Raw genomic sequence first — 17,958 nt, forward strand, 5'->3', positions numbered from 1 at the left:
TATCCCCATGAGACGTGCATTGATTGCACGATCGCTGCCGCTATCGGCAAAATTATCGAAAGCCTTGTCTGTCACCGTGATGATATGTTTGGCAATGAACGGCTGCCCTCTGGGGCGCCCGCTTCTGGATGTTTGAGGGCTGCCTGCACGGCGCGCAGGTGATGGAAGTCCGGCGTTGCCACGGCCACGAAATCGATACTGTCCGCCCGCTCGGCATCCTTGCGAAGCATCGTGCCGGAATCGGGATAGGGGCGTTCGGCGATGGTAGGTCATAGCCCTTGTCGTACGCGCCGAACGGATTGCCGATGGCCGGCAACGTGCCGTGCAGCAGCGTGCCGACCTTTTCTTCCAGCGTCATGCGGCCGATCAGGTCAGCCACCCGCGCCGCTTCCGGCAGTCGCCTATCCTCGTAAGGGTCGAGCCTGCCGTTGTGATTTAGGTCGCGGAAAGCGGGTGCCTCAATCACCGGAAGCAGCACTTGCGGAAAAGATGAGGGTAAGAGTGATCCCGGTGATCGAGGCAGTCGGCTTCACAGGGCCACCGTCTTCCGGTCGTTGTTGAAGGACGGGAATGGCAGGTAGGAGACGCGCAGCTTCTGGCGCAGCGCAACCTCGTGCTCTCCCTTGAGGCCGCCCGGCAGCGCGACCAGAATCGTTGCCTCGGTGCCGAAGGCCCAGCGCCGGTCGAAAGCGGTTTCCATTTCGTCGAGCGTCAGCGGGCCATTGCCTTCGTCGAAGCGCACGGCTTCGCGGGCAAGCTCCTTGCCATCCACCGACACCGCGAGTTCTTCGATCATGGATAAACCAAGGCCGCGATAATAGCCGAGCTTGGCTTCGAATGCGAAGCCATCAGGCAAATCGGCGGGACCGGTGTTGCGAATGCTCTGCGCGTTGATGAGATATTTGTCGAACATCATGCGGTCTCCTGACCGGCCTGCGACAGCAGTCGCTGGAACATCATATGCTGGCGGCGAACCTGCTCGCGGCTGTCGACTTCCTCGACGTCCTGGACCCAGCGGTTGCCTTCGTACTCGCTGGACAGATACCCGTTCCAGCCACCGGCGACCAGTTCCGGGATCACTTCGTCGTAGGCGAGTGAGGGATCGTGCCCATCCGGCGTCATCTCATAGAACTTTGCCTGGATGTGGTGGAAGTAAGGGATGTAATCGCGCACCCGTTTCGGGTTGGAATATGGCGCGTGGCGCAAGGTCTCGGCCATGCGGATTTCTGCCGGGTTGCCCTTCATCTTTACCGCGACTTCGTAGATCGTGTATTCGCACATGATCTTCTGTTCGTGCTGATCGACGATGAACTGCGCCACTTCCGGACGCGCCCCTTCCCGCTCGAAACGGGCGCGAAATGCCGGCGGGTAGTGCTTCATGAAGATGCCCATGTCGGGCAACAGGCCGAGATGCTTCGTGCCCAGGCGATCGGCTACCTCGATCGTGCGTAGAATCCAGGCGTGATCCATATGCCAGGGTGCGTGGACTTCCACGCCCATGTGCACGTCCAATTCCTCGGCATAAGGCACGCATTTTTCGAGGATGTCGGGACGCACGAAAATGAGCACGCGCATGTTGCGGATACCCAGGCGATTGCACAGTTTCAGGTCGCGACGGATCGAGGCGATCTGTTCTTCGTCCGACATTAGACGATCGCGGCGCAGCTTGGTGTCGAGAAACATGTCGTAGCACGTGAACTCGCAGCCATGGCGGGCAACCATGTCGCGAAGGGCGCCGACTTCGGAATCGCTTACTTCCGGGAACGAAGGAATATTCTGTTCCGGCAGGATTTCGATGCCGTTCGCGCCGATCGAAGCCGCGAAGGCAACACAGTCCTCCACCGACATGCGGCCCAGGAACAGTTCTTCCTGGAAGGAATAGAGGCTAACGCCACGTTTGATAGTACTGGACATTAAATCCCTCGCGAAAGCCAAGCGGCATTGTGATTAGGAAATAGCATGCTTGGCGTGCCGCGCTTTCCATGACGGGAAAGTTCACACGCCAAGTATGCCTCAGTAAGTGAAGCCGAAGCGCAGGCCGATCGCCCGGACCGAGTCGAGACCCATGCGCTGGTAGATGGTCAGGTTGCCGGCATTGCTGTCGCCCGCCTCGATCGCGGTCTGAAGTGCATAGACCTTGTTCGTGCAGTTCTTGCAGAACAGCGCAGCGGTAAACGGTCCGGAGCGCAGGCCGATGCTGGCGTTGAGAATGTCGATCCCGTCGATTTTCGAACCCGGAGGCGCGCTGACGATCGATTCCAAGCTGCTGCGGTGATAGTATCCCACATCGAACAGCAGCGAAGACGCATCGCTGACCGGTGCCTCATAGGAAGCCGAGATCGTCGAGGTGAACTTCGGCGCAAAGGTCAGGCGGTTGCCCGATGCGTCGAAGGTGCCGTTGGTGCCGCAGTTCGGCTGGTTCGGATAGCACTGAGCACCGATGAAGCTGTCATACTTTGCATCCACATAGGACGCGTTTGCGCCAAGGGAGAAGCCCTTGAACGGCCGCAGGGTCAAACTGGCCTCAGCGCCTTTGCTGGTCGCCTTGCCGGCATTGCCGATCACGAAGGCGCGCAGTTCGGTGTCGAAGGTCTGTGCCTGAAGGTTGCTGAACTTGGTGTGGAACAGCGAGGCATTGAAGGTCAGCAGGCGATCGAACAGGGTGGACTTGATGCCCACTTCGGCGGTGTCGGCACGCTCTGGCAACACGCGCAGCACGGCGTCGAGGCTGGCGCCCGTATCGTTCATGCCCGGTCCCTTCCAGCCGCGGCCGTAAGTGGCATAGACCATGACGTCGCGGTTGAAATTGTACTGTGCGCCCAGGCGATAGCTGAACTTGGTCGCGCTGTAGCTCTGATCGTAAGTGGAGCGCGGAACGCCCAGCACCACGAAGTAATCGTCGAAGTTCTGGGCCAGATCGATCGCCACCTTGTCACGTGTGACACGCGCGCCGGCGATCAGCTTCAGGTCGTCGGTGACGGCATAAGTGAACTGGCCGAAAGCGGCGTAGCTCTCGTTGTCGAGACGATAGTCCTTGTCCTGGCCCAGGAAGTAGCTGTTGCTGGTCGAGCAGCCCGGAGGCGATGGCTGCGATACCGCGGCGCCGACGCAGAACGGATAAGAAGGCAACAGGAACGAGGGGACCAGGTTGCTGCCTGCGATCTGGCTCTGCTGATCCAGTGTCGACTTGAAATAGTAGAGACCGACCTGGCCCGACAGCGGGTTACCCGCAGGAAGCGCGAGGCGCAGTTCGTTGCTATACTGGTTGTACTTGGCCTTCTGGGCATTCACGTTCGCGCCGTCGGCGGATACGGTGTCGCCGTCCACCTGCTGATCGAGCGAGTAGGTCTTCCAGGCGAAGACGTTGCTGAGCGACCAGCCGTTGTCGAACTCGTAGGACAGGTTCGCCTGGGCGCCGCCGGTGTTCAGGTCACGGAACTGCGGCGCATCGGTCAGCATGTCGAGGTTGCGCGGACCGGCGGTGATCCCGGCATTCGAAAGATAGGGTTCGCTGATGCTATTGGGCGCGAGCGAACGGAACGAACTGTCGAAAATCGTGCCGACGCCGCGCTGCTGGAAGTATTCACCCAGCAGATAGATCGAAAACTGGTCGGTCGGCTCGATCAGGAGCTTGGCGCGCGCGCCGTACTGGCGGAAGTTCTCGTCGAAACGGCCATAGGCATTCTCGCGGATGTTCCGCACGACCGGTTGGTCATAGCGATAGATTCCGTTGACGCGCAGCGCGGTGTTTGCACCCAGCGGAACGTTGATCGTAGCGCGTGCGACGACGCCGTTGCCGTCCGAACCCGGGCGGGCACGCGATACGCCCTCTGCATCGAAGCTGGCACCGTAGACGCCCAGTTCGGGGCGCTTGGTGGTGATATTGACGAGGCCCGCCGACGCGTTCTTGCCGAACAGCAACCCCTGAGGCCCATTCAGCACTTCGACCTGCGCCAGGTCAAGGAACGGGTTGCCGTTCAGCACGCGGTTGCCCAGCGTCACGTCGTCGATCGCGGTGGCGACGCTCGATTCGATGGTGTTGGCGAAGCTCTGCGTACCCACGCCGCGCACGGCGTAATTGTTGTCCTGTTGCACCTGAAGGCTGGGTGCGATGAGAGCGAGCTGGCGCTGGTCGTTCACCCCTGCGGCCTGCAAGGTATCGGCAGTGATCGCCTGAACGCTGACGGGAACATCTTGCAGACGCTCGGAGCGGCGCTGCGCTGTAACGACGATGTCACCGGACTGCTCTTCGCCAGCACCAGACTGCTGAGCCTGAGCAGGCGATACCGTCATCGCAGCAGAACCCATCAGGATCACCATCACGGCTTTTTTCACGTATTCCCTCCCATCACAATTTGATCTGCCATTTTGAATGGCGTTGATTCTTCAGTGGTCGGGAGAGGAGCATATTGCAAATCTATAGTATCTATCAAAAACCATTTGCGATAGTGATTGATAGCGAGGCTTAATGGTGGAGCTCACTGTGAGTCCACCGGGGTAGCCGTTGGCGCAGCGCAAGTGGAAAGCAGTAATCCCCTATCATCTTCAGGACGGCCCGGTGCGTTTCAACGCGTTGCGGCGCCGCTCCGGTGAAGTGACGCGGCGCATGCTCACCAACCAGTTGCGGGAACTGGAGGCCGACGGTCTGATCGAGCGTGAGGTCTTTCCGCAAGTGCCGCCGCGGGTCGAATACAGCCTGTCCGAGCGCGGCCACTCACTCACGCTAATCATCATCGCGCTGAAGGACTGGGGGGGATGCCAACATGGACCTGTTCGGTCGCAGGCGGGAAGATGTTTAGATAGCGCTTAATGTCGGCGAGCATGGCCGAGCTTTGAGGGTTTATCCAGAACCTGCCCGACTGCCGCCGCCCGCATTGCTGTCGTCAGCGATGCTGATCACCGTTCCCGAACCCGGCCATTACAGGATCGATTTGGCATCTCGAATTCCGACCGGCCTCTTTTCCATGCCGAGCGTGTCCGCAATGGAAGAAGGGAGTTGCGGTTGCTCGAGGGCCAACGGCGCGAAGGCCGAGAGTTTTGTCCGTCCGCTGCTGGAAGCCGCCAGGTCATAGCGGTCGGAGTTGGTGCTCGAACAACTCCGACCGGCCCCGATGAAATTCAGTTGCTCGTTCGGTCCATAAGCGGCCTTAGTTTTCGGCGGCTGTGTTGGACATGACCGAAAGGTAAGCCTTACCTTGCGAGAAGGTCTGCCTCTGCCCGCCGGTATCGAAGCGCGCGGCCTGATCGTTGAGCGAGGCGGCCTCGGTCGTCAGGTTGCGGGCGGCGGCGGAGGTTTCCTCCACCATCGCCGCGTTCTGCTGGGTCGAGTGGTCCATCGTCGAGACCGCCACGCTGATCTGGGTGATCGCGGTGGACTGGGCCTGGTTGTCCTCGGCCATCTGGCCGAGCAGCGTGTGCACTTCGGTCATGTCGCCCGAGATGTTCTCGAAGGCGCCATCGACGCGCTGGACCGCATCGACCGCCGTGCCGATGTCGGCCTGGGTCGCGGTGAGCTGCTCGCGGGCCCGCTTGGCTTCTTCCTCCGAGCGCATGGCCAGCGCCGAGACGAGATCGGCGACGACTGCGAAGCCGCGACCGGCATCCCCGGCCCGGCCCGCCTCGACGGCGGCGTTCATCGCAAGCACGCGGGTCTGGAAGGCGATCTTGTCGACGCCCTCGATCACCGAGTCGATGCCCTTGGCGCTGAGGCTGACGCGGTCCATCGCCGCAACGGCCTCTCCGGCAACCGCGCGCCCGCCCGAGACGGTCGAGAGCGCTTCATCGGCGCGGCGCACCGTCTGCGAGGAGGCCGTGGCCGAAGCTTTCAGGCGCTGGTCGATCTGGACGAGCGCGGCGGAGGTTTCTTCGAGGCTGGCGGCATTGGCCTCGGTGCGGCGGGCGAGGTCCTCGGAGGCCTGGGCGATTTCCGCCGAGCCGGTCTGGATGCCGCCCGCGCTGCTGGCAACGGCGCCGATCATGCGGCGCAGTTCGCCCAGCGCGGCGTTGAAGTTGTCCTTGAGCGCGGCATAACCGGCCGGGAAGGTCACGGCGATCTCGCGGGTGAGGTCGCCCTGGCGCAGTGCGTCGAGGCCGTCGCCGATGGCCGTGGTGACGACCTTCTGCTCCTCGGCGGCACGGTGGTCGGCTTCGGCGCGGTCGGCGGCGGCCTGGCGGAACACGTCGGCGGCGCGGGCCATCGTGCCGATCTCGTCCTGACGATCGAGTTCGGGAATCGCGCAGTTCTCGCCCTTGGCGAGGCGATCGACGGCGCCGCTCAGCTTGGTCATGGGGCGACCGATGATGCCGCCAGCGGCGTAGAACAGGCTGGCAAGAACGGCGGCGACGATGACCAGGCCGCCGATCACCAGTTGCCAGGCCATGCTGCGGGCGGGCGCGGCGATGGTCGCCTCGGGCACGTCGAGCACGAGCGCCCAGGTGGCGTTGAGGCCTTGCAGGGTGATGGGGCGGATCACGCGGCGGGTCGGGACGCCGTCCACCTCGATGTCGGACAGCACGCGGGTTTCGCCGCTGGCCAGCGCCGCCTTCACGTCGTCGAGACCGGGATCGTCGTAGGTCTTGCCGAGCTGGGCGGGATCGGGATTGGCCACCCACATGGCCGAAGACGACAGCAGCATGACATGGCCGGTGCCGAACGGCTTCAGCTTCGACAGGCGCTCGGAAAGGCTGCCCAGTTCCATGTCGAGACCCGCCACACCGATTACGCCGTCACCTGAACGGACCGGCTGGGTGATCGAGGTCATCAGCACGGTTCGCCCGCCCGCGTCGAACAGGTAGGGGTCCATGATCGCGCCGTCGCCGCTTTCGAAAGACTTGCGGAAGAATGGCTTGTTGTAACCCTCCGCCTCGTTGTTGGGAATCTGCGCAACAGTGCCGTTGTTCTTGACCCAGTAGGGACGGAAATTGCCATCCTTGCTGGTGCCCGGCTGACCGCCCTTGCCCGCATCCGTGCCGTCCCACCGGTTCGGTGCGATCATGGTCCAGGCGCCGAGGGCCACCTTGGACTTGAGCAAGTCGGTCTTGAGCACGTTCGTCGCCGTGCCGCGATCCCGCGCGCCGCTGGCGTGCAGGTTGCTCATGGTGGAGCCCAGCGTGCGCGCGGTCGCCTCGAACGTGGCGATATCCATCTTGACCTGGTTGCCCTCGGCATCGGCCTGGGCGATCGCCGACTGATCGGACAGCTTGCCGACCTCCGAACCCGTTTCAAAGACGACAGCGGTGAAGCCGAGCAACAGCAGAACCGCGATCGCCAGTCCGGCGACGGTCATCAGCTTGCCCGCGATATGCATGCGGTTGAACACGTCTTTCATTTTCCAGCTCCAGGAATCTCATGGAAAGCCGCAGAGCGGGCGACGGCAGGCGCCAATACAGGCGCAAGGGTAGGGGCCGAGACAAACCCGGCAAAAGGGAGAAACTGCATGGAAGTCCCGCTTTGGACAAAAGGCAGTCTTATTATAGGATGGTATGCCATCGATCGGACCTGACATGGTATTGATCCGGCTCGAAAGTTTTCGATTTTATGGATTGCCGACCAACAGACGGTCGCGATCGTCCGGCTGTCAGTTGTGACAGATGCATCCGATCACGTCTCAAAAAGGCAATTCTGGTTGCAAACGCTGCAATTGCAGCCTCGCGATCATGGGGCCATATCGCCCGTGCCTTTCAGGCATCCTCTCCCAAAACCTATCCCGGCCCGTCCTTGAGACGGGCCTTTTTTGTTTGATGGAGCAGAGCGAAACGGCGGAAATTCCCGCGTCTTCGGGTTCTGCCTGACGGGTTTACTTGCCCTTCAGCATTTCGATGGCGATCAGGGACGCCTCATGCACATGCTCGCGACAGGCTTTGGCCGCCGCTTCCGCATTGCGCCCGGCGATGGCGTCGACGATCTTGGAGAGCCGCTTGAGGCCCGCCGCCTGGCGTCCGACCACCGACAGGGTCATGGCGCGCATCTGGCTGATACGGCTGTTGAGACGCTGGACGATTTCCCAGGCGATCTCGTGCCCGCCGGTCGTGAAGATGACTTCATAGAAATGGGTCGAGGCTTTGAGCGCGGCGATGGCATTCTTGTCGCGATGCGCGGCTTCGATCGCGTTCAACGCCTGGCGCAGATCGGCCACGGTTTCCGGAGAAGACCGCTGTGCGCAGGCCGCCGCAGCCGAAGATTCGAGCTGCATACGTATTTCGTAGATTTGCTGGGCCTGCTCCGGAGAAATCGTGGAGAGGCGCGGGCCGGAGGGTGTGCTCTCCACCAGACCTTCGGATTCGAGGTTGCGGATGACTTCGCGGATTACCGATCGGCTTACCCCGAGCCGTTCGCCCAGAGTGCGCTCAACGAGCCTTTCCCCCGGTGCGATCTGCCCCTGCATGATCGCATCCCGGACACGATCCAGCGCGATGAGCCTCAAGGTCTGTGGCCGCGCTTCGATCCGTTCCAAACTCATTCTCCCCAAGGGTTTCGTCGCTCTTGCAGCCCTCATGACAAGAACCATTGCATGTGTCCAGTCTTCTGGTATACCACCATACAACATTCCAAGGAGGTTGCCGCGATGGCTCTGAAGATTCGCAAGCTTGTGTCCTATGTCGAGGAAGTCCGGATCGAAGGCGGCAAGGATGCCGAACGCCCGGTGACGACCGTTCTCGTGGCCGCCGTCGTGAAGAACCCCTGGGCTGGTCGCGGTTTCGTGGAAGACCTCCAGCCCGAGATCCGTGAATATGCCTCCGACCTCGGGGCGCTCATCGTCGAGAAGCTGACGGCCGCGATCGGCGGCGCGGACAGGATCGAAGCGTACGGCAAGGCAGCCGTCGTGGGCGGCGCGGGTGAGATCGAGCATGCCTCGGCGCTGATCCACACGCTGCGCTTCGGCAACCACTTCCGCGAGGCGGTTAACGCCAAGTCGTACCTCAGCTTCACCAACAAGCGCGGCGGGCAGAATACCTCGATCCAGGTGCCGATGATGCACAAGGACGACGAAGGCCAGCGCTCCCACTACATAACTGCCGAGTTCGCCATTTCCGACGCTCCGCTCGACGACGAGATCGTCATCGTGCTCGGCGCCGCCGATGGCGGCCGCGTGCACCCGCGTATCGGCAATCGCTACCTCGATCTGGAAGCCATTGCCGCGGAGAAGGCCGCGCAGCAGGGCTGACCGTGGGCGCGGACACTTTCCCTACCGCATATGAGGACACGGGCGGCAACAATCCGCCCGTTATCCTGATCCACGGCGTCGGCCTTTCGCAGGCCATGTGGCGCGCGCAGAAAGCCGCGCTGGAACACCGCTACCGCGTCATTACGCTGGACATGCTCGGCCACGGCGGAAGTGCGGCTCCTGCCGCCGATGCGGGGCTGGACGACTATGCCGACCAGATTGCCGTGCTGATGGACCGTCTGGGCATCGACAGGGCGATCCTGATCGGCTTCTCGATGGGGGCGCTGGTCGCACGGGCCTTTGCCTTGCGTTTTCCGGACCGTCTGTCGGGACTTATCCTGCTCAACGGCGTGTTCAACCGCTCCGAGGCGGTGCGCGCCACGATCCTGGGCCGTGTGGACGAAGTGCGGCAGGCCGGTCCCGCCGCCAATTCCGATGCCGCGATCGAACGCTGGTTCACCCCGGAATTCCGCGCGGCCGAGCCCGGCTATATCGCCGATCTGCGCGCTCATATGGCGGCTAACGACCATCACGGCTATCTGACGTCCTATGGCCTTTTCGCCAGTCAGGACAACTTCGGTGCAGACCGATTGGGTGAGATCGCCGTGCCCACCCTGGTCGCCACGGGAGAGTTCGATGTCGGCTCCACGCCGGAGATGACCCGCGAACTGGCCGCCCGCATTCCGGGCGCCACGGCGCATGTGATTGCCGATGCACGCCATATGATGCCTGTGGAAATGCCGGAACAAACCAATGCCCTGCTGCTGGGCTACCTCGATACGATAACCCAGGCACAGATAACTGCCGGAGAGGCTTCATGACCCTACGTAAATTCCAGATGCTGGTGGACGGCGCGTGGATCGACGCGGCATCCGGGCGGACCTATGAATCGCGCTATCCCGCTACGGGCGAAGTCTGGTCGGTCCTGCCCGATGCCGACGAGGCGGATGCCGACCGCGCCGTGCGCGCCGCCGACGCGGCATTCCGCAGCCCGACCTGGCGCGGACTGACCGCCTCGGCGCGCGGCAAGCTGCTGCGCCGCCTGGGCGACCTGATCGCCCAGCACGCTGGCGAACTCGCCGAACTGGAAACGCAGGACAACGGCAAGCTGATCCGCGAAACGCGCGGCCAGCTCGCCTATCTGCCCGAGTTCTTCCACTACAGTGCCGGTCTGGCCGACAAGCTCGAAGGCAGCACGCTGCCGATCGACAAGGCGGACATGTTCGCCTTCACCGTGCCCGAGCCGCTGGGCGTCGTGGCCGCGATCATTCCCTGGAACAGCCCGCTCTACCTGACCGCGATCAAGCTCGCGCCTGCATTGGCAGCAGGGAATACGCTGGTCATAAAGCCCTCCGAACATGCCTCGGCCAGCATCCTGCGCTTTGCCGCGCTTGTCGAGGAAGCCGGATTCCCGGCAGGCGTGGTCAATGTCGTGACCGGCCTTGGACCCAGCGCGGGTGCGGCACTGACCCGGCACCCGCTGGTGCGCCGCATTGCCTTTACCGGCGGTCCGTCCACCGCCCGCCACGTCATTAAGGCCAGTGCCGAAAACTTCGCCAAGCTGTCGCTGGAACTGGGCGGCAAGTCAGCGAACATCGTTTTCGACGACGCCGATCTCGAAAGCGCGGTGAACGGCGCTGTCGCTGGAATCTACGCCGCTTCCGGCCAGAGCTGCGTCGCCGGTTCGCGCTTGCTGGTGCAGGACGGCATCTACGATCGCTTCGTGGCGGCCCTGACCGAACGCATGGCTCGCATCCGCATCGGCGACCCGCTCGATCCGAACTCCGACATGGGGCCGATGGCGACCGAGCAGCAGCTCGGCATTGTCGAGAGCATGGTCGCTCGCGCCCGTGAGGAAGGCGCCGAAGTGCTGGCAGGCGGCAAACGCCATGCCGCGCAAGAGGGCTGGTATTACGAGCCGACCCTGCTCGCCTGCACCTCCGATCAGCTCGACGTCGTGCAGAACGAAGTGTTCGGTCCGGTCGCCGCGATCATGCGCTTTTCCGACGACGCCGAGGCGCTCGCCCTGGCGAACGGCACCGAATATGCGCTCGCGACGGGTATCTGGACCCGCGACATCGGTCGCGCCCACCGTTTCGCGCGCGATGTCCATGCCGGGATCGTCTGGGTGAACACTTACCGTGCGGTCTCGGCCATGGCGCCGATCGGCGGGTTCGGCGCGAGCGGTTACGGGCGCGAGGGCGGCATCCATGCCGTGCTCGACTACACCGAACTGAAGACCGTCTGGGTCAACCTGTCGGAACAACCGATGGGCGATCCTTTCGTGATGCGGTGAGAGGAGAGAACACGATGACCACGAACACGATCGATCCGCCCGAGTTTCAGGCAGAGTTCCGGAAGGCGATGGCCGAGTTCCCGTCCGGCGTCACGGTGGTGACGGCCCTCGACGAGCAGGGCGGACTGGTGGGCTTTACCGCCAGCGCCTTCTCCTCGCTTTCGCTGGACCCGCCGCTGGTGCTCGTGTGCCCGGCGCTGACCTCTGCCACATACCCCCACCTTGTGCGCGGCGGCCGTTTCGCGATCCATATCCTCGCCGCCGACCAGCAGGATATCGCCATGGCTTTCGCCTCGAAGGGCGCGGACAAGGTGGCGGCGCTGGAATGGACGCTCAGCGATCTCGGCAATCCGCTGCTGAAGGGCGCGACTTGCGTGCTGGAATGCAGTCTCTGGCGCGAATACGAAGGCGGCGACCATGCCATCCTCGTCGGCGAAGTCCTGCGCATCGACCGCTGCGAGAGCGGCGTCCTGCTCTATCACCGTGGCCGCATGAGCAATCATGCCCTCCCGGAAGTGGAGGCGGTATCGGCATGACGATCCGCGATCTTCACCCATTCCGCGACAGTGCCTTCGTAGGCGGCGTCTGGACGGCGGCGCTCGAAACGGTGCCGGTGACGGACCCGGCCACGGGCGAAGTCATTGCGCAAGTGCCGTACCTCGCCGCCGCCGAGACGCGTACCGCCATCGCGGCCTCACAGAAGGCCCAGGCCGAATGGCGTGTCCGTCCCGCAGGCGACCGCGCCGATGTGCTGCTGCGCTGGCATGCGCTCCTGCTTGAGCATCAGGAGGCACTGGCCGCGATCCTGACGGCGGAACAGGGCAAGCCGCTCGCCGAAGCGCGGGGCGAAGTGCTCTATGCCGCCAGCTTCGTGCGCTGGTTCGCGGAAGAAGCGCGGCGGATCGAGGGCGAGGTGATCCCCGCACCCCGCTCCAACCAGCGCATTCTCGTCTGGAACGAGCCGGTCGGCGTCGTTGCCGCGATCACCCCGTGGAACTTCCCGGCGGCGATGGTGACGCGGAAGGTGGCCCCGGCGCTGGCGGCGGGCTGCGCGATCATCGTCAAGCCCGCGCCGGAAACGCCGCTCACCGCGCTTGCCCTGGCGGCTCTGGCCGAAGAGGCGGGCCTTCCCGCCGGGCTGCTCAGCGTCATCACCGGAGAGGCCGCCGCCATCGGCGAGGCCTTCATGAGCAGCGATGTCGTGCGCAAGCTTTCCTTCACCGGCTCGACCGGCGTTGGCCGCAAGCTCTACGAGCAATCGGCGCCGACCTTGAAGCGCCTTTCCCTGGAACTCGGCGGAAACGCGCCGTTTCTCGTCTTCGATGACGCCGATATCGATGCGGCGGTCGAGGGTGCGCTCCTCGGCAAGTACCGCAACGCCGGGCAGACTTGCGTCTGCGTGAACCGTTTCCTCGTGCAGGATGGAATCCACGATGCTTTCGTCGAGCGGCTGCGGCAGCGGGTCGAAGGGCTCGTCGTCGGCCGGGGCACGGAAGCGGGCGTGACGATCGGTCCGCTCATCAACGTGCGCGCGGTCGAGAAGGTCGAGCAGCATGTCGCCGATGCCCTGGCGCGCGGCGGTCGTCTGCTGGCGGGTGGCCAGCGGCAGGGCGGGCTGTTCTTCCCGCCGACGCTGATCGCGGATGTTCCGCGCGATGCGCTGGTGGCGTCCGAGGAAACCTTCGGGCCACTGGCCGCAGTGATCCGTTTCGAGACCGAGGAAGAGGCGATCCACCTCGCCAACGATACCGAATTCGGCCTTGCCGCCTATGCCTATACCCGCGACATCGGCCGCGCCATGCGCGTTGCCGGAGCGCTGGAGTACGGCATGGTCGGGTTGAACGAGGCGGCGATCTCCACCGAAGTCGCGCCGTTCGGCGGCATCAAGGCCTCCGGCATGGGCCGCGAAGGATCGCGCCACGGCATCACCGACTATCTCGAATTGAAATACGTGATGATGGGCGGGCTTTAACCGCTCACGTTACGGACCCTTGGGGCGCACAAGAGAAAGGGCCGGCATCTACATGGATGCCGGCCCTTTTTCCGTTCGCAATGGGGGGCTGTCAGCCTTGCGCGTCGATTTCAGCGAAGACCTCGCGCGCCAGGCGGAAGCTGTCGACGCCCGCCGGAATGCCCACATAGACGGCGATCTGAAGCAGCACTTCGCGGATTTCCTCGCGCGTCAGGCCATTGGTCAACGCGCCGCGAATGTGTGCCTTGAACTCGTGACTGCGATTGAGCGCGGCGATCATGCCGAGGTTGAGGATCGAACGGCTGCGGCGGTCGAGACCCGGACGGTTCCAGATCTCGTCCCAGCAGTACTTCGTCGTCAGTTCCTGCATGGCCCAGTTGAAGTCGTCGGCACCGTCCAGTGCCTTGTCGACATAGGCATCGCCCAGCACCGCGCGGCGAGTGGCGAGGCCCTGCTCGAACTTTTCGTCCCTTGGCTTGTCGGTCATCAGTCCAGTCCTTCCACGATCAGGATTTCCACCTCGGCCGCGCCTTCCCGCTGCGCGCGCGCCGCACTGTATGCGGGCGAGGCATGGCAGGCGAGGGCCGCATCCATGCTGGAAAACTCGATCACGACGGTACGCTCGAACGGCTCCGGCCCTTCGAGCGCGACCGAACGACCGCCCCGCGACAGCAGGGTCCCGCCGCCCGCAATCAGGGTGGCGGGTCCAAGCGCCATGTATCCGGCATAGGCTTCCGGGTCGGTCACATTGACCCGGGCGATCCAATAGGCTTTGGCCATGCGCTATCAGGCGAAGGCCGGAAGCACTTCGTCGATGAAGAGGCGAAGGGAGTCGCGCTTTTCCTCGAACGAGAGGCTGTTGTCGACCCAGATGCTGTATTCGTCGACGCCCAGTGCCTCGTAGCCCTTGAGGCGCTCGATCAGTTCGTCCGGCTTGCCGATCATGACGTTCTTGCGGAGCGTTTCGGGCACGTATTCGGGGAACTTTTCCGGGTTCACAGGCGGCACGGCGGTCTGGAAACCGTTCACCGGCGGCACCTTGTTGACGAACCAGGCGCCGAACGAGCGGAAGAAGAACGAGATGCCCTCCGCCGCTGCCTGCCAGTCGTCGTCGCCCTTGTGGACGTGGGCGTGTTGCAGGATCATGATCTTGGGGCGTTCGGTGATGTGCGGCGCGGCGGCCACGGCGTTCTCGAACTTGTCCATCAGGTCGGCCACTTCGGCATCGCCCTTGGCAAGTGGGGTCGCCATCACATTGCAGCCGTTGGCGACGGCGAACTTGTGCGATTCCGGGTCGCGCGCGGCGATCCACAGCGGCGGGCGGGCCTGGACCGGCTTGGGCACGCTGGTGGAGGCGGGGAACTTCCAGATCTCGCCGTCATGGGTGACATCGCCTTCCCACAGCGGCTGGAGCAGAGGGACCATCTCGCGCAGGTATTTGCCGCCGTCAGTGGCGGATTCACCGTTGAGCATACGGTCGAACTCGAACTGATAGGCGCCGCGTGCCAGGCCCACTTCGGCGCGGCCGTTGCTGATCACGTCGAGCAGGGCGGCTTCGCCCGCCATGCGAATCGGATGCCAGAACGGCGCGATGAAGGTGCCCGCGCCCAAACGGATTCGCTTCGTTCGGCCTGCCACTGCCGCCAGCAGCGGGATCGGGTTCGGCGAGATGGTATATTCCATCGCGTGGTGCTCGCCGATCCAGACTTTGTCCATGCCGCCGGCTTCCGCCATGTCGCACAATTCCAGCAATTCTTCGAAGAGCTTAGGGTGCGAAACCGAAGCGTCGTAGCGCTCCATGTGCAGAAAGATCGAGAACTTCATCGTCCATCCTTTTCCCTGCCTCACTCCGGGGGAGGCTTAAAATTTCTCTTGCGACTCACTCGAAGCAAGAATACCGTCCGATGGTATACCACAAATACGATGGTGCAAGAGGATAACTGAAGCATGGCTAAAGCGGGCGATACCTCGGCCGGCGTGATCGAGGAAAACAGCATCGGCTTCGTGCCGCTGGCACAGCGGCACGGCAAAGTGCGCGATCTCTTCACACTCTGGTTCACGACGAACATCGCCCCGCTGCCGGTGGTGACCGGCGCCATGGCCGTGCAGGTCTATCACCTGCCGCTGACCTGGGGCATTTCCGCGATCATCCTCGGGCATCTCGTCGGCGCTCTGGTGCTCGGCGCCTGTTCGGCTCAGGGGCCGCAGATGGGCCTCGCGCAGATGATCCAGAGCCGTGGGCAGTTTGGCCGCTACGGCGCGCTGCTGGTGGTGAGCTTCGCCACCTTGCTCTACGTCGGGTTCTTCATTTCCAACATCGTTCTGGCCGCCAAGTCGGTTCATGCGCTCCAGCCCGCCGTCGGCCTGCCGGTCGGCGCCGTGCTCTGCGCGCTGGCCGCCGCCGGTATCGGCATCCTTGGCTACAACGTGATCCATCTGCTCAACCGCGTGGGCATGTGGTTCATGGGCGCGGGCCTGATCTTTGCCTTCGCGAACCTCGTGGCGCTCATGCCGTCGCAGCTCTGGACGCAGGGCCAGGGTTCGATGATCGGCTGGCTGGCGATGTTCTCGCTGGCGGCGGTCTGGCACATTTCCTACGCCTGCTACACCTCCGACTACTCGCGCTACCTGCCGCCCGGTGTCGGCATCCGCGCGCCGTTCCTCGCCAGCTTCGCGGGGGCGGCTCTCGGCGCGGGCGCTTCGTTCATCCTCGGCGCCGTCGCCGTGGCCGGAGCGCCCGCGAACGCCGATCCGATGGCGATCGTCAGCGGCGCGACCGGCGTGCTGGCGCCGGTCCTGATGGCACTCTTCGTCTTCAATATCGTCAGCCACAATGCGCTCAACATCTACGGCGCGGTGCTGTCGCTCATCACCATGGCGCAGACCTTCTTCGCCTCGTGGCAGCCGGGTCGCAAGGCGCGGGTCGTGCTCTCGACCCTCGTGTTGGCGGTTTGCCTCGTCATCGCAACGACGTCGGCGGACGACTTCGTGCCGCGCTTCATCGGCTTCGTGATTGGCCTGATGGTCGTGCTTGCCCCCTGGGCGACGATCAACATTGTGGACTTCTACTTCATCCGCAAGGGCCGCTACGACATCGACTCGTTCTTCCGGGCCGACGGCGGCATATACGGCCGGATCGACCTGAAAGCCGCCGCCGCTTACCTCGCGGGCATTGCGGTCCAGCTGCCGTTCCTGGCCAGCAGCCTCTACACCGGTCCCCTTGCTGCGGCGATGGGCGGTGTCGATGTCGGCTGGCTGATCGCCCCGATCGTGACGACGGCCGTCTACCTGGCCCTCGGTGCCGGTCGGTACGCGGATGCCGCCCCCCCCTGTCCGGCCGAATGAACATGCACACCTGGGAGAGCGACATGGCCACGATAGCCCCCGAACACGACATCAAAGGCTTCCTCTCAAGCGCAGAGGAAATCATCGACGAAGCCCGAGGCGGCCGCATGTTCATCCTCGTCGACGACGAGGACCGCGAGAACGAGGGAGACCTCGTGATCCCGGCCCAGATGGCGACGCCGGAGAAGATCAACTTCATGGCGCGCTACGGCAAGGGCCTGATCTGTCTGGCGATGACCGAGGCTCGGGTCAGCCAGCTCGGCATCGGCTTGATGAGCCCTCGAAACGGGACGCAATACGGTACGGCCTTCACCACCTCGATCGAGGCGCGGGTCGGCGTTACCACCGGTATTTCGGCGGCGGACCGTGCGCGGACAATCGCTGTCGCCATCGACGGAACGAAGGGCCGCGAGGAAATCGTCACGCCCGGCCACGTCTTCCCGCTGATCGCCCGCGAAGGCGGCGTGCTGGTTCGCGCGGGCCATACCGAGGCGGCGGTCGACGTGGCACGGCTGGCGGGTCTCAATCCCTCGGGCGTGATCTGCGAGATCATGAACGAGGATGGCACGATGGCCCGCCTCGGCGACCTGCTGGCCTTTTCACAGCTTCACGGCCTGAAAGTCGGCACGATCCGTGACCTCATCGCCTATCGCCGCCGCCACGACAATCTGGTCGAGCGTACCGCGCAGGCTGTCTTCCACAGCCGCTGGGGCGGTGAGTGGCAGGCCATCACCTATCGCAACCGCGCGACCGACACCGAGCAGATCGCGCTCGTGAAAGGCCGGATCGACCCGGCGAAACCGACGCTCGTGCGGATGCACGTCATCTCCACGCTTACCGATATCTTCGCCGGAGAAACGGGCGGATCGGGCGTCCTCGAAAGCGCCATGCAGACGATCGCGGAGGAGGGCAGCGGCGTGGTGATCGCCATCAACCGCGCGCGCAACGACCGCTTCACGATGGCGCTGAAAGCACAGGCAGGCACGCTCTCGCCCGCGGACATGGACGAACTGCGCGACTACGGCGTCGGCGCGATGATCCTGACGGACCTCGGGATCGAGAAGATGGTCCTGCTGACCAACACGCACCGTACCCCGGTGGCGCTGGCGGGCTACGGCCTCTCGATCGAAGGCGAACGGCCGATAAGACCGGGTCAATAAAACCGGGTCATTCGGTCCGGA

Annotated in this window: 18 protein-coding genes; 9 read left to right on the forward strand and 9 right to left on the reverse strand. The window is 63.8% G+C overall.

Annotated features, from left to right (window positions below):
• Nucleotides 1-52: 52 nt before the first annotated feature.
• The 4 genes from AC4D6D_RS19980 to AC4D6D_RS19995 all read right to left on the reverse strand — a co-directional run bounded on the left by AC4D6D_RS19980 (nt 53) and on the right by AC4D6D_RS19995 (nt 4,335).
• A complete protein-coding gene (locus AC4D6D_RS19980; RefSeq protein WP_491327277.1) occupies nt 53-379 on the reverse strand; it encodes a hypothetical protein in 327 nt (108 codons plus the stop codon).
• 150 nt (nt 380-529) lie between these two features.
• Entirely contained in the window at nt 530-916 is a 387-nt protein-coding gene (locus AC4D6D_RS19985; protein WP_491327278.1) for a C-glycoside deglycosidase beta subunit domain-containing protein, read from the reverse strand.
• Entirely contained in the window at nt 913-1,914 is a 1,002-nt protein-coding gene (locus AC4D6D_RS19990) for a sugar phosphate isomerase/epimerase family protein (protein ID WP_491327279.1), read from the reverse strand. The genes AC4D6D_RS19985 and AC4D6D_RS19990 overlap by 4 nt, the downstream gene beginning before the upstream one ends.
• A gap of 99 nt (nt 1,915-2,013) precedes the next feature.
• Nucleotides 2,014-4,335, reverse strand: coding sequence for a TonB-dependent receptor (locus tag AC4D6D_RS19995; protein ID WP_491327280.1), 2,322 nt, complete (start codon nt 4,333-4,335; stop codon nt 2,014-2,016).
• Between the two features lie 169 nt (nt 4,336-4,504).
• Here AC4D6D_RS19995 and AC4D6D_RS20000 point away from each other — a divergent pair, with 169 nt between their 5' ends.
• The gene (locus tag AC4D6D_RS20000; protein ID WP_491327281.1) at nt 4,505-4,810 is read left to right on the forward strand and encodes a winged helix-turn-helix transcriptional regulator; all 306 of its coding nucleotides are present in this window, start codon (nt 4,505-4,507) and stop codon (nt 4,808-4,810) included.
• 79 nt (nt 4,811-4,889) lie between these two features.
• Nucleotides 4,890-5,072 (forward strand): hypothetical protein, encoded by a 183-nt coding sequence (locus AC4D6D_RS20005; RefSeq protein WP_491327282.1) that lies wholly within the window; start codon nt 4,890-4,892, stop codon nt 5,070-5,072.
• A gap of 75 nt (nt 5,073-5,147) precedes the next feature.
• On the opposite strand, the gene AC4D6D_RS20010 is transcribed toward AC4D6D_RS20005, so the two are convergent.
• Nucleotides 5,148-7,328 (reverse strand): methyl-accepting chemotaxis protein, encoded by a 2,181-nt coding sequence (locus AC4D6D_RS20010; protein ID WP_491327283.1) that lies wholly within the window; start codon nt 7,326-7,328, stop codon nt 5,148-5,150.
• A 468-nt stretch (nt 7,329-7,796) separates the two neighbouring features.
• Nucleotides 7,797-8,507, reverse strand: a complete 711-nt coding sequence (locus AC4D6D_RS20015) for a GntR family transcriptional regulator (RefSeq protein WP_491327284.1) — start codon at nt 8,505-8,507, stop codon at nt 7,797-7,799.
• A gap of 57 nt (nt 8,508-8,564) precedes the next feature.
• Between AC4D6D_RS20015 and AC4D6D_RS20020 the strand changes: the two genes are divergently transcribed.
• From AC4D6D_RS20020 to AC4D6D_RS20040, 5 genes are read left to right on the forward strand one after another with little or no spacing between them, the layout of a single operon-like run.
• Nucleotides 8,565-9,164, forward strand: a complete 600-nt coding sequence (locus AC4D6D_RS20020; RefSeq protein ID WP_491327285.1) for an amino acid synthesis family protein — start codon at nt 8,565-8,567, stop codon at nt 9,162-9,164.
• A 2-nt stretch (nt 9,165-9,166) separates the two neighbouring features.
• Nucleotides 9,167-9,985, forward strand: a complete 819-nt coding sequence (locus AC4D6D_RS20025) for an alpha/beta fold hydrolase (RefSeq protein ID WP_491327286.1) — start codon at nt 9,167-9,169, stop codon at nt 9,983-9,985.
• On the forward strand, nt 9,982-11,460 hold the full coding sequence (locus tag AC4D6D_RS20030) for an aldehyde dehydrogenase (RefSeq protein ID WP_491327287.1): 1,479 nt from the start codon (nt 9,982-9,984) through the stop codon (nt 11,458-11,460). The genes AC4D6D_RS20025 and AC4D6D_RS20030 overlap by 4 nt, the downstream gene beginning before the upstream one ends.
• Nucleotides 11,461-11,474: 14 nt before the next feature.
• Nucleotides 11,475-11,996: a flavin reductase family protein gene (locus AC4D6D_RS20035; protein WP_491327288.1), complete on the forward strand. Its 522-nt coding sequence runs from the start codon at nt 11,475-11,477 to the stop codon at nt 11,994-11,996.
• Complete coding sequence (locus AC4D6D_RS20040; protein WP_491327289.1) at nt 11,993-13,432, forward strand: NAD-dependent succinate-semialdehyde dehydrogenase; 1,440 nt, start codon at nt 11,993-11,995, stop codon at nt 13,430-13,432. Before AC4D6D_RS20035 ends, AC4D6D_RS20040 begins: the two co-directional genes overlap by 4 nt.
• 91 nt (nt 13,433-13,523) lie before the next feature.
• On the opposite strand, the gene AC4D6D_RS20045 is transcribed toward AC4D6D_RS20040, so the two are convergent.
• From AC4D6D_RS20045 to AC4D6D_RS20055, 3 genes are read right to left on the reverse strand one after another with little or no spacing between them, the layout of a single operon-like run.
• Entirely contained in the window at nt 13,524-13,919 is a 396-nt protein-coding gene (locus AC4D6D_RS20045) for a carboxymuconolactone decarboxylase family protein (RefSeq protein ID WP_491327290.1), read from the reverse strand.
• Nucleotides 13,919-14,212: a DUF1330 domain-containing protein gene (locus AC4D6D_RS20050; RefSeq protein WP_491327291.1), complete on the reverse strand. Its 294-nt coding sequence runs from the start codon at nt 14,210-14,212 to the stop codon at nt 13,919-13,921. Before AC4D6D_RS20050 ends, AC4D6D_RS20045 begins: the two co-directional genes overlap by 1 nt.
• Nucleotides 14,213-14,218: 6 nt before the next feature.
• Nucleotides 14,219-15,256: an LLM class flavin-dependent oxidoreductase gene (locus tag AC4D6D_RS20055; protein ID WP_491327292.1), complete on the reverse strand. Its 1,038-nt coding sequence runs from the start codon at nt 15,254-15,256 to the stop codon at nt 14,219-14,221.
• 123 nt (nt 15,257-15,379) lie between these two features.
• On the opposite strand from AC4D6D_RS20055, the gene AC4D6D_RS20060 reads away from it, so the two are divergent.
• On the forward strand, nt 15,380-16,777 hold the full coding sequence (locus AC4D6D_RS20060; RefSeq protein ID WP_491327293.1) for a purine-cytosine permease family protein: 1,398 nt from the start codon (nt 15,380-15,382) through the stop codon (nt 16,775-16,777).
• Between the two features lie 23 nt (nt 16,778-16,800).
• Nucleotides 16,801-17,937 (forward strand): 3,4-dihydroxy-2-butanone-4-phosphate synthase, encoded by a 1,137-nt coding sequence (gene ribB / locus AC4D6D_RS20065; RefSeq protein ID WP_491327294.1) that lies wholly within the window; start codon nt 16,801-16,803, stop codon nt 17,935-17,937.
• Nucleotides 17,938-17,958: the final 21 nt, after the last annotated feature.

The organism is Novosphingobium sp. BF6, assembly GCF_058273105.1.

What these genes read in the sequence shown, in the direction of transcription:
- AC4D6D_RS20035 (WP_491327288.1), top strand. Translation starts at nt 11,475, where the DNA reads ATGACCACGAACACGATCGATCCGCCCGAGTTTCAGGCAGAGTTCCGG.
- AC4D6D_RS19990 (WP_491327279.1), bottom strand. Translation starts at nt 1,914, where the DNA reads ATGTCCAGTACTATCAAACGTGGCGTTAGCCTCTATTCCTTCCAGGAA.
- AC4D6D_RS20005 (WP_491327282.1), top strand. Translation starts at nt 4,890, where the DNA reads ATGCTGATCACCGTTCCCGAACCCGGCCATTACAGGATCGATTTGGCA.
- AC4D6D_RS20010 (WP_491327283.1), bottom strand. Translation starts at nt 7,328, where the DNA reads ATGAAAGACGTGTTCAACCGCATGCATATCGCGGGCAAGCTGATGACC.
- AC4D6D_RS20050 (WP_491327291.1), bottom strand. Translation starts at nt 14,212, where the DNA reads ATGGCCAAAGCCTATTGGATCGCCCGGGTCAATGTGACCGACCCGGAA.
- ribB (WP_491327294.1), top strand. Translation starts at nt 16,801, where the DNA reads ATGGCCACGATAGCCCCCGAACACGACATCAAAGGCTTCCTCTCAAGC.
- AC4D6D_RS19985 (WP_491327278.1), bottom strand. Translation starts at nt 916, where the DNA reads ATGATGTTCGACAAATATCTCATCAACGCGCAGAGCATTCGCAACACC.
- AC4D6D_RS20045 (WP_491327290.1), bottom strand. Translation starts at nt 13,919, where the DNA reads ATGACCGACAAGCCAAGGGACGAAAAGTTCGAGCAGGGCCTCGCCACT.
- AC4D6D_RS20060 (WP_491327293.1), top strand. Translation starts at nt 15,380, where the DNA reads ATGGCTAAAGCGGGCGATACCTCGGCCGGCGTGATCGAGGAAAACAGC.
- AC4D6D_RS20030 (WP_491327287.1), top strand. Translation starts at nt 9,982, where the DNA reads ATGACCCTACGTAAATTCCAGATGCTGGTGGACGGCGCGTGGATCGAC.
- AC4D6D_RS20020 (WP_491327285.1), top strand. Translation starts at nt 8,565, where the DNA reads ATGGCTCTGAAGATTCGCAAGCTTGTGTCCTATGTCGAGGAAGTCCGG.
- AC4D6D_RS20015 (WP_491327284.1), bottom strand. Translation starts at nt 8,507, where the DNA reads ATGGTTCTTGTCATGAGGGCTGCAAGAGCGACGAAACCCTTGGGGAGA.
- AC4D6D_RS20040 (WP_491327289.1), top strand. Translation starts at nt 11,993, where the DNA reads ATGACGATCCGCGATCTTCACCCATTCCGCGACAGTGCCTTCGTAGGC.
- AC4D6D_RS20055 (WP_491327292.1), bottom strand. Translation starts at nt 15,256, where the DNA reads ATGAAGTTCTCGATCTTTCTGCACATGGAGCGCTACGACGCTTCGGTT.